The 13,296-nt window shown below is 70.6% G+C and carries 10 protein-coding genes; 9 read left to right on the top strand and 1 reads right to left on the bottom strand.

What is annotated here, in order from left to right:
- Positions 1 to 68 precede the first annotated feature (68 nt).
- From T328_RS24390 to T328_RS24350, 9 genes are all read left to right on the top strand, one after another.
- Entirely contained in the window at positions 69 to 1,220 is a 1,152-nt protein-coding gene (locus T328_RS24390) for a mandelate racemase/muconate lactonizing enzyme family protein (protein ID WP_496498289.1), read from the top strand.
- A 28-nt stretch (positions 1,221 to 1,248) separates the two neighbouring features.
- Complete coding sequence (locus T328_RS24385) at positions 1,249 to 2,265, top strand: zinc-dependent alcohol dehydrogenase (RefSeq protein WP_496498366.1); 1,017 nt, start codon at positions 1,249 to 1,251, stop codon at positions 2,263 to 2,265.
- A 35-nt stretch (positions 2,266 to 2,300) separates the two neighbouring features.
- Positions 2,301 to 3,374, top strand: a complete 1,074-nt coding sequence (locus tag T328_RS24380; RefSeq protein ID WP_496498288.1) for a hypothetical protein — start codon at positions 2,301 to 2,303, stop codon at positions 3,372 to 3,374.
- Positions 3,375 to 3,379: 5 nt separating this feature from the next.
- Positions 3,380 to 4,492, top strand: coding sequence for a multiple monosaccharide ABC transporter substrate-binding protein (chvE, locus tag T328_RS24375; RefSeq protein WP_496498287.1), 1,113 nt, complete (start codon positions 3,380 to 3,382; stop codon positions 4,490 to 4,492).
- Positions 4,489 to 6,096 (top strand): multiple monosaccharide ABC transporter ATP-binding protein, encoded by a 1,608-nt coding sequence (mmsA, locus tag T328_RS24370; protein ID WP_496498286.1) that lies wholly within the window; start codon positions 4,489 to 4,491, stop codon positions 6,094 to 6,096. The genes chvE and mmsA overlap by 4 nt, the downstream gene beginning before the upstream one ends.
- Positions 6,093 to 7,334 carry a multiple monosaccharide ABC transporter permease gene (mmsB, locus tag T328_RS24365; RefSeq protein ID WP_496498285.1) on the top strand — a complete coding sequence of 414 codons (1,242 nt, stop codon included), beginning with the start codon at positions 6,093 to 6,095 and terminating at the stop codon, positions 7,332 to 7,334. Before mmsA ends, mmsB begins: the two co-directional genes overlap by 4 nt.
- A gap of 72 nt (positions 7,335 to 7,406) precedes the next feature.
- Positions 7,407 to 8,609, top strand: coding sequence for an aldose epimerase family protein (locus T328_RS24360; RefSeq protein WP_496498284.1), 1,203 nt, complete (start codon positions 7,407 to 7,409; stop codon positions 8,607 to 8,609).
- A gap of 318 nt (positions 8,610 to 8,927) precedes the next feature.
- The gene (xynC, locus tag T328_RS24355; RefSeq protein ID WP_496498283.1) at positions 8,928 to 10,244 is read left to right on the top strand and encodes a glucuronoarabinoxylan endo-1,4-beta-xylanase XynC; all 1,317 of its coding nucleotides are present in this window, start codon (positions 8,928 to 8,930) and stop codon (positions 10,242 to 10,244) included.
- Positions 10,245 to 10,350: 106 nt separating this feature from the next.
- On the top strand, positions 10,351 to 12,690 hold the full coding sequence (locus tag T328_RS24350) for an alpha-glucuronidase family glycosyl hydrolase (RefSeq protein ID WP_496498282.1): 2,340 nt from the start codon (positions 10,351 to 10,353) through the stop codon (positions 12,688 to 12,690).
- Positions 12,691 to 12,696: 6 nt separating this feature from the next.
- On the opposite strand, the gene T328_RS24345 is transcribed toward T328_RS24350, so the two are convergent.
- The gene (locus T328_RS24345) at positions 12,697 to 13,158 is read right to left on the bottom strand and encodes a hypothetical protein (RefSeq protein ID WP_496498281.1); all 462 of its coding nucleotides are present in this window, start codon (positions 13,156 to 13,158) and stop codon (positions 12,697 to 12,699) included.
- Between the last annotated feature and the right edge of the window lie 138 nt (positions 13,159 to 13,296).

The raw sequence follows: 13,296 nt of genomic DNA, 5'->3' as shown, positions 1-13,296 counted from the left end.
CCATAGCGTCTCTCTGGTCTGCATCTCGAACATGTGACGAAATCTCGAACATGGAGGAGCCGCCAGCCGTGCGCATCACCGGAATCAGCACGCACGTCGTGGGCACCCCCTGGCGGAACCTGACCTACGTCCAGGTGCACACCGACGAGGGCCTGACCGGGGTCGGGGAGACCCGGATGCTGGGCCACACGGACGCCCTCGTCGGCTATCTGCGCGAGGCGGAGGCGAACCACGTCGCGGGCTCCGACCCGTTCGCGGTCGAGGACCTGGTCCGCCGGATGAAGTACGGCGACTTCGGCCGGGCCGGCGAGATCGTGATGTCGGGAATCGCCTGCGTGGAGATGGCCTGCTGGGACATCAAGGGCAAGGCGCTGGGCGTGCCGGTGTGGCAGCTCCTCGGCGGCGCGGTGACCGACCGGGTCAAGGCGTACGCCAACGGCTGGTACACCACCGAGCGCACCCCGGAGGCGTACCACGAAGCCGCCCGCCGGGTGGTCGACCGCGGCTACCAGGCACTGAAGATCGACCCGTTCGGCGCGGGCCGCTTCGAGCTGGACCACGCGGAGTCCCGCTACGCCGTCTCCCTCATCGAGGCCGTACGGGACGCCGTCGGCGACGAGGTGGAGCTGATGCTGGAGATGCACGGCCGCTTCTCGCCGGCGACCGCGGCGCGGCTGGCGCGCGAGCTGGCGCCCTACCGGCCGGCGTGGCTGGAGGAGCCGGTGCCGCCGGAGAACCTGAAGGCGCTGGCGAAGGTGGCGGGGCAGGTGGACCTGCCGGTGGCGACCGGCGAGCGGATCCACGACCGGATCGAGTTCCGCGAGCTGTTCGAGAGCCAGGCCGCGGACATCATCCAGCCGGACGTGGGGCACATCGGCGGCATCCTGGAGACCCGCAAGCTCGCCGCCACCGCCGAGACCCACTACGTGCTGGTCGCACCGCACAACGTCGGCGGCCCGGTGCTGACCGCCGCCTCCCTCCAGGTCGGCTTCTGCACGCCCAACTTCAAGATCCTGGAGCACTTCAACGACTTCGCCGACGCGGAGATCAAGAAGGTCGTCAAGGGCGCGCCCGAGGTGGTCGACGGCTACTTCACCCGCTCCGAGGCGCCGGGCCTGGGGGTCGAGCTGGACACCGACGCGGCGGCGGAGTTCCCGCAGCAACGGGCGCACTTCGACCTGTGGGCGGACGGCTGGGAGAAGAGGAACCCCGATGGCTGAGGCGATGGCCGGGGCGGCTTCCGGAGCGATTTCCCGGACGCACCGCGCCGTCGTGCTGGAGCGGCCCGGGCGGGCGCGGGTCGAGAGCGTGCCGACGCCGCCGCCCGGCCCCGGCGAGGTGCGGGTGCGGGTGTACGCGGCGGGGGTGTGCGGCAGCGACCGCGAGGTGTACGACGGCACCCGGCCGGCCGGCTACGTCACGTACCCGCTCACGCCCGGGCACGAGTGGTCCGGCACCGTCGAGGCCGTCGGGCCCGGCGTCGACGAGGCGCTGGCCGGGCGGAAGGCCGTCGCCGAGGGCTTCCGCCGCTGCCAGGTCTGCGCGCGCTGCCGGGCCGGCGAGACGAACCTGTGCGAGGGCCCGTACGACGAGACGGGGTTCACCCGCCCCGGCGCGTTCGCCGGGACCGTGACCGTGCCGGCGCCGCTGCTGCACGTCCTGGACGACGCCGCCGACCTGCGCGCCGCCGCGCTGCTGGAGCCGGCGGCCGTCGCCGCGGCGGCGGTGCTGCGCGGCGGGCCGCTGCCGGGCGAGCGGGTGGCCGTCGTCGGGGGCGGCACGCTGGGGCTGCTGGCGGTGCAGTTGCTCGCGGCCTACTCGCCCGCGGAGCTGCTGGTGGTGGAGCCGCGGGGGGAGCGGGCCGAGGAGGCGCGGGCGCTCGGCGCCCGGGCGGTGGCGCCCGACGCTGCCGCCGGCCTGGCGGGGGCGTACGACATGGTGCTGGAGACGGCGGGTGCGGCGCGGTCCGCGGTGGCCGCGGTGGCGCTGGCGCGCCGCGGCGGGCGGGTCGTGGTCACCGGTATCCCGCCGGGCGGCGGGGCGGGCATCGACCCGCTGGAGCTGTCGATGCGCCAGGTCGACGTCCTCGGCGTCTTCGGCGCCCCGTCGGCGGCCTGGTCGTACGCGGTGCGCGCGCTGGGCGCCGGACTGCTGGACCCGGCGGCGCTGATCACCCACGAACTGCCCCTCGACGAGTACGAGAAGGCCGTCGGTCTGGTCGGCGGCGGAGACCCCGCGGTCGGCAAGGTGCTGCTGCGGCCGTAGCCCCGCGAGCGGCCGTCCGTCCCGGTGACGGCCGCATGTCCGCCGGAACACAACCGGACGACGTCCGACACACCGAACGAAGGAGTACCGTGCCTCACGCCCCCGGTGAACCGGCCCTCGCCCGCCTCGGGTTCGGCGCCCCGCCGCCCGACCCCGCCGACACCTCGCCGCACGCCTTCCCCGACGGAGGCCGCTGGCGCACCGAGATCCCGTCCGTCGAAGGCCCGGAGGCGCTGTCCGCCGTGCTGAAGGAGAGCACCCGCCTCGGTGTGCCGGTCCACCGGATCAGCCAGGGCAGCGGCGTGTGGATGCTCACCGACACCGAGATCACCGACATGGTCGCGGCCTGCGCCGAACGCGACATCGAGCTGTCCCTGTTCACCGGCCCGCGCGGCACCTGGGACACCGGCGCCGCCACCCGCAGCGCCTCCGGCGGCGCCGGGCTGCGGGCCCGCGGGCACGATCAGCTGGCGGGCTGCGTGGAGGACGCCCTGCGCGCCACCCAACTGGGCGTGAAGTGCCTGCTCGTCGCCGACGAGGGCGTGCTGTGGCTGCTGCACGGGCTGCGCGCGCTCGGCGAGCTGCCCGCGCACACCACGTTCAAGGTCTCCGCGCTCGTCGGCCCGGTGAACCCCGCCGCGTACGCGGTGTGGGAGCGACTCGGCGCCGACTCGCTCAACATCCCCTCGGACCTGTCGCTGCAGCAGCTCACCGAGATCCGCCGGGCCAGCGCCGCCCCGATGGACCTGTACGTGGAGGCGCCCGACGACCTCGGCGGCTTCGTGCGGATGTACGACGCCGCCGAGCTGATCCGCCGTGGCGCACCCCTGTATCTGAAGTTCGGGCTGTCCAAGGCCCCCGGGATCTATCCCTACGGCGCCCACATGCGCGAGACGGTGCTCGCCACCGCCCGCGAGCGGGTGCGCCGCGGGCGGCTGGTCCTGGACCTCCTCGACCGGCTCGGGGCGGGCGACGCCATGTCGCCGCCCGGGTCCCGGCTGCCCGGCGACCTGCGCCGGTTCCCCACCCCCCACGCTGTTCCGGCGCCCTCCTCCGAGTCCGCCTCCGCTCCCGAGACCGCACCCGCATCCGTACCCGAAGGGATCTGACCACCATGCGCACCCCCCGAGCCGCACACCTGCGCACCGCCGCCGCCGTATCCGCGCTCGCCCTCGCCCTCGCCGCCTGCGGCCAGGACAGCGAAGGCGGCAGCGAAGAGAAGAAGGACTCCGCCGACGGCGGCGGCACGATCGGCATCGCCATGCCCACCAAGTCGTCGGAGCGCTGGATAGCCGACGGCGAGAACATGGTCAAGGAGTTCGAGTCCGCCGGCTACGACACCGACCTGCAGTACGGCGAGGACAAGGTCGAGAACCAGGTCGCGCAGATCGACAACATGATCACCAAGGGCGTGGACGCGCTCGTGGTGGCGGCGATCGACAACACCTCGCTGACCGAGGTGCTCTCCGACGCCGAAGAGGCCGGCATTCCCGTGATCGCCTACGACCGGCTGATCCTCGAGACCGAGAACGTCGACTACTACGCCTCTTTCGACAACGAGCGGGTCGGCAAGCTGCAGGGCCAGTACATCGTGGACGCCCTGAAGCTGGAGGACGACAAGAACGCGAAGTTCAACATCGAGCTCTTCGCCGGCTCCCCCGACGACAACAACACGCAGTACTTCTTCAACGGCGCCATGGGCGTGCTGCAGCCGTACCTGGACTCGGGTCAGCTCACCGTGCGGTCCGGCCAGACGAAGCTGAACCAGGTCACCACGCTGCGCTGGGACGGCGGCACGGCGCAGAAGCGCATGGACGACCTGCTGAGCGGCAACTACGGCAGCGAGGAGGTCGACGCCGTCCTCTCCCCGTACGACGGCATCTCCATCGGCATCCTCTCCGCGCTGAAGGGCGCCGGCTACGGCAGCGGCGGCAAGGAACTGCCGGTGGTGACCGGACAGGACGCCGAGCTGGCCTCCGTCAAGTCCATCATCGACGGCGAGCAGACCCAGACCGTCTACAAGGACACCCGCAAGCTCGCCAAGCAGGCCGTGCAGATGACCGACGCGGTGCTCACCGGCGGCAAGCCCGAGGTCAACGACACCGAGACGTACGACAACGGCGTCAAGGTCGTGCCGGCGTTCCTGCTGGACCCGGTCAGCATCGACAAGGCCAACACCGACCTGCTCGTCGAGGAGGGCTACTACCAGGCCGGAGACCTGAAGTGACCGCTCCGGTCCTGGAGATGCGCTCCATCACCAAGACCTTCCCCGGGGTCACGGCGCTGTCCGACGTCACCCTCACCGTCGCACCCGGCGAGATCCACGCCGTGTGCGGTGAGAACGGCGCCGGCAAGTCCACCCTGATGAAGGTCCTGAGCGGGGTCCATCCGCACGGCAGCTACAAGGGGGAGATCCTCTTCGAGGGCGAGCCGTGCGCCTTCAAGGACATCAACGCCAGCGAGGGTCGCGGCATCGTCATCATCCACCAGGAGCTGGCCCTGGTGCCGTACCTGTCCATCGCCGAGAACATCTTCCTCGGCAACGAGCACGCGCGTCGCGGGGTCATCTCCTGGAACGAGACCCTGCGGCACGCCGCCGCGCTGCTCAAGCGCGTCGGTCTCGGGGCCGAGAAGCCGCAGACCCGGATCGCCGACATCGGCGTGGGCAAGCAGCAGCTGGTGGAGATCGCCAAGGCGCTCTCCAAGGAGGTGAAGCTGCTCATCCTCGACGAGCCGACCGCGGCCCTCAACGACGAGGACAGCGGCAAGCTGCTCGACCTCATCCTGGAGTTCAAGCGGCAGGGGATCGCCTGCATCCTCATCTCGCACAAGCTCAACGAGATCAGGCAGGTCGCCGACTCGGTGACCATCCTGCGCGACGGGCAGACCGTCGAGACGCTCGCCGTGCGCGGGGCCGAGGACGACGCGGCCGAGGACGCCGCAGCCGCCGGATTGCGGAAAGCCGGGTCCGCGGTGTCGGAGGACCGCATCATCCGCGGGATGGTCGGCCGCGACCTCGACCACCGCTTCCCCGAGCGCTCCCACTACCGCGGCGAGGACGCGGGCACGGTCGCGCTGGCCGTCGAGGGCTGGACCGTGCGCCACCCCATCGACCACGAGCGCAAGGTCGTCGACGACGTCTCGATCGAGGTCCGGCGCGGCGAGATCGTCGGCATCGCGGGCCTGATGGGCGCGGGCCGCACGGAGCTGGCGATGAGCGTCTTCGGCCGCTCCTACGGCAGGTACGAGTCCGGGACGGTGCTGGTCGACGGCCGGAAGGCCGACGTGCGCACCGTCCCGGACGCGGTGCGGCACGGGATCGCGTACGTCACCGAGGACCGCAAGACGTACGGCCTCAACCTCATCGAGAACGTCATGCGCAACATCACGCTCTCCGCACTGCCGAAGCTGGTCCGCCGCGGCGCGGTCGACGAGCACGAGGAGCGGCGGGTCGCCGAGGGCTACCGCACGTCGATGAACATCAAGACCCCGACGGTCTTCGAGCCGGTGAACCGGCTGAGCGGCGGCAACCAGCAGAAGGTCGTGCTCAGCAGGTGGATCCACGCCGACCCCGAGGTGCTGCTCCTCGACGAGCCCACCCGCGGCATCGACGTGGGGGCGAAGTACGAGATCTACACCGCCATCGACCAGCTGGCCGCCCGCGGCAAGGCGGTGGTCTTCATCTCCTCGGAGCTGCCCGAGCTGCTGGGGATGTGCGACCGGATCTACACCATGGCCGCGGGCCGCCTCACCGGCGAGGTCCCGCGGGCCGAGGCCACCCAGGAAGTTCTCATGCGCCACATGACCACGCACGTAAGGGACGAACGATGAGCCCGCTGACCACGGAGAAGCGCGACACCCCACCCGCCGCCCCCGCCGCCGGCAGAACCCGCAGCGCGCTCGCCGGCGCCCTGCTGGACGCGATGCGCAACAACATGCGGCAGTACGGCATGCTCGTCGCGCTCGGCCTGATCGTCGTGGTGTTCCAGGTGTGGAGCGACGGCACCCTGCTGCTGCCGCGCAACGTCTCCAACATCGTCCAGCAGAACAGCTACATCCTGATCCTGGCGATGGGCATGATGATCGTCATCATCGCCGGGCACATCGACCTGTCGGTGGGCTCGCTGTGCGCGTTCGCCAGCGCGATGTCGGCCGTGATGATGGTCAACCACAACTTCCCCTGGCCGCTCGCGCTGACGTGCTCGCTGCTCATCGGCGCCGTCGCGGGGGCCTGGCAGGGATTCTGGATCGCGTATATCGGCATACCATCGTTCATCGTGACGCTCGCGGGCATGCTGGTCTTCCGCGGCCTCACCCAGATCGTCCTCGAAGGCCAGTCGCTCTCGCCGTTCCCCAAGGGCTTCCAGAACATGGCCCAGGGCTTCCTGCCCGAGGCCGGGCCCGAGACCAACTACCACAACCTCACGCTGCTCCTCGGCGTGGCCGTCGGCCTGTTCCTGCTGTGGCAGGAGTGGCGGGACCGACGGCGGCAGCTCTCCTACGAGCTGGAGGTGCTGCCGCACCCGCTGTGGCTGGGGAAGTGCGCCTTCATCGTCGCGGCGGTGGCCGTCGCCACCCTGATGCTCGCCAGCTACCGGGGGGTCCCGGTGGTGCTGCTGATCATGGCGGGACTGCTGATCACCCTCGGCTACGTGATGCGCAACATGGTGATCGGCCGGCACGTCTACGCCCTCGGCGGCAACAAGGCCGCGGCCAAGCTGTCGGGCGTGAAGGACAAGCGGGTCACGTTCCTGGTCTTCGTGAACATGGGCGTGCTCGCGGCGCTGGCCGGCTGCGTCTACGCGGCGCGGCTGAACGCGGGCGTGCCGAAGGCCGGCGAGATGTTCGAACTGGAAGCGATCGCGGCGGCGTTCATCGGCGGCGCGTCGATGAGCGGCGGCATCGGCACGGTGTTCGGGGCGGTCATCGGCGGGCTGGTGCTCGGGGTGCTGAACAACGGCATGTCGCTCGTCGGGCTCGGCACGGACTACCAGCAGGTCATCAAGGGGCTGGTGCTGCTGGCGGCGGTGGGCTTCGACATCTGGAACAAGCGGCGGGCGGGTGCGTAGGAGAGCGACGCCCGTGGCCCGCACGACTCCCCTGACCCGAACCATCTTTTTCTTACGAGGAGCTGAATCCCCATGAACCCGACCCGACCCCCCACTTCGACGGCGGCGGCACCGGCCGCCGCCCCGCGCAGACGGACGGTGCTCGCCGCCACGGCTGGCGGCCTGGCCGCCGCCGGCTTCGCGGCCCCCGCGGCGGCGAACTCCGCGGGCGGTCGCGCCGAGCCGGTGCGCGAGCCGTTCGGCCAGCTGGCCGACGGCACCCGCGTGGACCGCTGGACGCTCGCCAACGGCGGCACCCGGCTCGGGGTACTGTCGTACGGCGGCATCGTGCAGTCACTGGAGCTGCCCGACCGGCGCGGCCGGTACGCCAACGTGTCGCTGGGCTTCGCGGGCCTCGACGACTACGTCGCCCTGAGCCCGTACTTCGGCGCGCTCATCGGCCGCTACGGCAACCGCATCGACAGCGGTCGCTTCACCCTCGACGACCAGACGTACCAGCTGCCGCTCAACGACGGCGACCACAGCCTGCACGGCGGCGACAAGGGCTTCGACAAGCGGGTGTGGGACGTCGAGCCGTTCGTCTCCGCCGCGGGCGTGGGCCTGACCCTGCGCTACGTCAGCGGCGACGGCGAGATGGGCTACCCCGGCGCGCTGACCACCCGCGTCGACTACACCCTCACCGCGGACGGCGACTGGCGCATCGACTACGAGGCCACCACCTCCGCGCCGACGGTCGTCAACCTCACCAGCCACGTCTACTTCAACCTCGCCGGCGAGGGCAGCGGCGACGTCTACGGCCACGAGCTGCGGATCGCCGCCTCCCGCTACACCCCCGTCAACGCCGGCCTCATCCCCACCGGCGAGCTGGCCCCGGTCGCCCGCACCCCCTTCGACTTCCGGCGGGCGAAGCCGATCGGAGCCGACCTGCGCGACGACCACGAGCAGGTGCTGTACGGCAAGGGCATCGACCACAACCTGGTCCTGGACAAGGGCATCACCCGCGCCCCGGAGCGCATCGCCACGGTCCGGGAGCCGTCCTCGGGCCGTACGATGAGCATCGCCACCACCGAGCCCGGGCTGCAGTTCTACAGCGGCAACTTCCTCGACGGCTCCTTCGCGGGCACCTCGGGCCGGGTCTACCGCCAGGGCGACGGCTTCTGCCTGGAGACCCAGCACTTCCCCGACTCCCCCAACCAGCCGTCGTTCCCCAGCACGGCCCTGCGCCCCGGCGACACGTACCGCTCCACCACGGTCCACTCCTTCACCACCGACTGACCCGCCCCCACCCCCGAACCGCCCCGCCCCGCAGCTACCTGACGTTCTGCGGGGCGGGGCGCTGCCACAGGACACCGCGGAGCCTTGACGGTGGGGAGCGGGCTCGTTACCTTGCCAGAGATTCATGAGCTTGGACAATGTTCGTCATTCCGAACACGCCTTCCCGAGCCGCCACGGGGCAGGCGGGGGCAGGCAGGGGCAGCGGCCAGGAGCACCTTCCGTCGAAAACGGTGAGGGGCGCCGCCTTATCCTGATTGGGAGCGCTCCCACATCCTCAGAACCGGCGCAGACCAGGACGAGGGGCCACGAGGAGGAGAGATGACGCGAGCCCGGAAAGAGCAGGTGAGCGGCGGACCTCCGCGCCTGCCGAGCCGGCGAACGGTCCTGGCGCTGGGGACGCTGCCGGTCCTGACGGCCACGACGGCGGCCGTCGCGACCTCGAGTGCCGCGGCCGTGCCGACCGCCGCCACGGCGGTCGTCGACCCCTCGGCGCGGCGGCAGACGATCCGGGGCTTCGGCGGCATGAACCACACCGCCTGGATCGGCGACCTGACGGCCGCCCAGCGGGACACGGCGTTCGGCACGGGCGACGGGCGACTGGGGTTCTCCTTACTGAGGATCCCCGTCCCCGAGAACGAGGCGGACTGGGGCCGCGACGCGGCGACCGCGAGGCGAGCGATCGAACTCGGGGCGACCGTCATCGCGTCGCCGTGGAATCCGCCCGCCCACATGGTCGAGACCTTCGTCCGCGGCGACCAGACCGACGCGAAACGCCTCCGCTACGACATGTACGGCGCCTACGCCCAGCACCTGGACGACTTCACCGCGTACCTGCGTGACAACGGGGTGGACCTGTACGGGATATCGGTGCAGAACGAACCCGACTACGCGCACGACTGGACGTGGTGGACCCCCGACGAAATGGTCCGGTTCCTGCGGGAGAACGCCGGCTCGATCGGCACCCGGGTCATCGCGCCCGAGTCCTTCCAGTACCGGAAGAACATGTCGGACCCGATCCTCAACGACTCCGCGGCACTCGCCAACGTGGACATCGTCGGCGCCCACCTCTACGGCACGTCGTTCGCGGACTTCCCTTACCCCCTCTTCGAGCAGAAGGGCGCGGGCAAAGAACTCTGGATGACCGAGGTCTACCACCCCAACAGCTCCGATTCGGCGGACCTCTGGCCCCAGGCGCTCGACGTGGGCGAGCACATCCACCGCGCCATGGTGGACGGCGGGTTCCAGGCGTACATCTGGTGGTACATCCGGCGCAGCTACGGCCCCATGCGCGAGGACGGCCAGCTCAGCAAGCGCGGAGCCGCCATGGCGCACTTCGCCCGGTTCGTACGCCCCGGACATGTGCGGATCGAGGCGACGGCGAACCCGGCATCGGACGTCTACGTCTCGGCGTACCGGGACGGCGGCTCCGCGGTCGTCATCGTCGCCGTCAACAAGGGGGCCGCCGCCGTGAACCAGCAGTTCACCGTCGCGAACAGCACCGCGTCCAGCGTCTCGTCGTGGCTGACCGACGCGAACAGGAACGTCTCGTCCCAGGGCGCGGCCGGCGCGTCGAGCGGAACCTTCACCGCCACGCTTCCCGCCAGGAGCATGACGACGTTCAGCACGACCGCCTGACCGGCGCCTCGTTCGGGCAGGTGCCCGGCGGCCCGGCAGGGAGTTCATGTACATGAACAAAGTTCTCGATGTGGAGAACCGACAGAGCGAGGGGTAGGTCGGGATCATGTCCCTGAGTCGACGGGTGTTCGTGGGTGCGGTCACGGCGGGCGTGACGCTGGGATCTCACGCGGGCGGGATCGCGAGGGCGCTGGGCGGGCGGGAGACGTCCGCCGGCCCGGCCGGGCAACGGGACGACGGCTACGACGGATCCGCCATGTGGCTGCGCTACGTGCCGATAGCCGATCCGGACCTGCTCAGCCGGTACCGGAGCCAGGTCACCGCCGTCGTCGTGGAGAACGCCGACCGGAACAAGTCGTACCGCCACACACAGAACCTGAGCATGGCTCCGGGATCGGCCGAGCGGCTGATGGCGTCCACCCTGGAGGCGGCCAGGGAGGAACTGGTCCGGGGTCTCGGCGGACTGCTGGACCGCCCGGTACCGGTGGTCCACCGGCCGGGACAGGACCTGCCCGACGGCGCCGTCGTCGTGGGGACACGGGAGAGTTCGCCGGCCGTGAGCCGGTTCGTCCCTGCCGAAGACCTGGAGCGGGTGGGCCGGGACGGCTTCGTCCTCAGGTCGGTGGCGGAGGGGCAGCGGGCGTTCACCGTCATCGCGGGCAACACCGACGTGGGCGCGCTGTACGGCACGTTCGCGTTCCTGCGGCGCATCCAGACGCACCAGGCCGTGGAAGGACTCGACCTGGCCGAGAGCCCCAAGGTCGCGAACCGCCACCTGAACTACTGGGATACCGAGCGCCTCTACGCCGGCAACGACGAACCGGGAACGGGCGGCCTGAACGGTGAGAACGGCGCGATCTTCAACTTCGCCGCCACCGGCGCCAGCGCCGGGCTGAACCTGCCCGTCGTCCTCGACCGCTATCTCGTGGCGGCGCGGGCGATGGCATCGGTCGGGATCACCGGCATCACCATCAACAACGTCAATGCCGACAACGCATACCTCACACCCGAGTACATCGCACAGGAGGCCGCGCTGGCCGACGCTCTGCGGCCGTACGGGATCAAGCTCGCCCTCTCCATCAGGTACGCGGCCCCCACGGACAGCCGGTTCGCCCCGGACACGCTCACCGAGGAGCAGATGGCTCCCACCAACGCCGACTTCCGGGCCTGGTGGACTCGGAGGGCCCGACAGATTCAGCAGTCCATACCGGACTTCGCCGGGTTCACCGTGAAGGCGAACTCCGAGGGCCAGCCGGGACCCCAGGACTTCGGCCACGACCACGGCGACGGCGCCAACGGCATGGCGGCGGCCGTGGCACCCCTCGGTCTCAAGATCTACTGGCGGACCTTCGTCTACAACCCCGACGTGGACAGCGACCGGCTCAAGCGGGCCTACCTCGAGTTCGGCCACATCGACGACGAACTCCAGCCCGACGGGAGCAGAGGCCGCTTCCTGGACAACGTGTTCCTCCAGACCAAGAACGGCCCCCTCGACTTCCAGGCCAGGGAGCCCGTTCACCCGATGTTCGGCCGGATGGAGAACACCAACCAGGCGATCGAGCTGCAGATCACCCAGGAGTACACCGGCCAGAACCGGATGCTCTGCTTCCTGGCCCCCATGTGGGAGGAGATCCTCAAGACCGACACCCGGGCCACGGACGAGCAGGGCCGGCCGCTCGACAACCGCCTGGTCGGCCACGTCGTGGACGGAACCGCCCAGAACCACTCGGACACCGCCATCGTCGGCGTGGCCAACCTCGGCAACGCCGACAACCTGACCGGGCACCACTTCTCCCAGGCCAACCTGTACGCCTTCGGCCGCCAGGCGTGGGACTGGACACTGGACGCCGGGGGCATCGCCGACGACTGGGTGAGGATGACCTGGGGGAACAGCCCCGACGTCGTCGACGTGATCGTCTCCATGATGATGGGCTCCTGGGAGGCGCTGGTGAGCTACCAGACCCCGCTCGGGATCGCCCACCAGTTCACCGCCGACGTGCATTACGGCCCGGGCCCCTCGGAGTCGCACCTCCCGCGCGAGGACTGGAACCCCGTCTACTACAACAGGGCGGACAGCGTCGGCCTGGGCTACGACCGCTCCCCCACCGGAAGCGACTTCACCGCCCAGTACTTCCCCACCCTGGAGGCGACGTACGGGGACATCGACACCGTCCCCGAGAACCTCATGATGTGGTTCCACCACGTGCCCTGGGACCACCCCATGAGCAGCGGCAGGATCTTCTGGGACGAACTCGTCGACCGCTACTACTCGGGCGTCCGCTATGTCGGCGACATGCGGCGGGCCTGGGACTCCCTGGAGTCCCAGATCGACGCCCGCCGCTTCGCCGAGGTCAAGGCCAAGCTGGCGCTGCACGAGACGGATGCGGCCGACTGGCGGGACACCTGCGTGAGCTACTGGCAGAAGTTCAGCGGCAGGGACGTCTGACCCCCGTCAGCCGGTGGGGCGCAGGGTGTGCGCCTCGTACGACTCCGCCGACCAGGGCGGGGCGCCCTCGGCCGGGGTGAGCGTGACGGTGATCTCACGCTTGCCCGCCGTGGCGCTCGCCGGGATCTGGTACGTGTCGTCCAGCCACCGCCGCTCCGCGTTGCCCGGCGGCTGCAGCCAGCCCGGCAGTTCCGCGCCGTCGACCGTCACCGCCGCGCGCTGGTACGGCTGCGCCTGGTCGCTCGTGCGGCGCAGCTCGACGCCCGCGTTGCGGGGGTCGACGCGCAGGGTGAAGCTGACCGGGGCCGTGGTGGCGCGGGTGTCATACGTGCCCGTGCAGTCCCGCTCCGCGGCGCAGCCGGTCAGCCCGCCGAGGTGGGTGGGGTTGCCGTTGAAGGCTGGGTGTACGTGCCGCGGTTGAAGTTGAAGCCCAGGAGTGGACCAACTGGACCCGGCAACCGTGACCACGCGACACTTCGACAACAGGTCCTCTTGCTCCTCGCTGGACTCGACATCCGCGAGCTACCAAGAGGCCCTTCTTCCATGCACCCGCACCTGCAGACTCACCCGGACCAGGCCCCTGTTCGAACCCCACCGACCACCCGA

The sequence above is a fragment of the Streptomyces sp. CNX435 genome, assembly GCF_059570575.1.
This window is presented reverse-complemented; position numbering and strand designations above follow the sequence as displayed.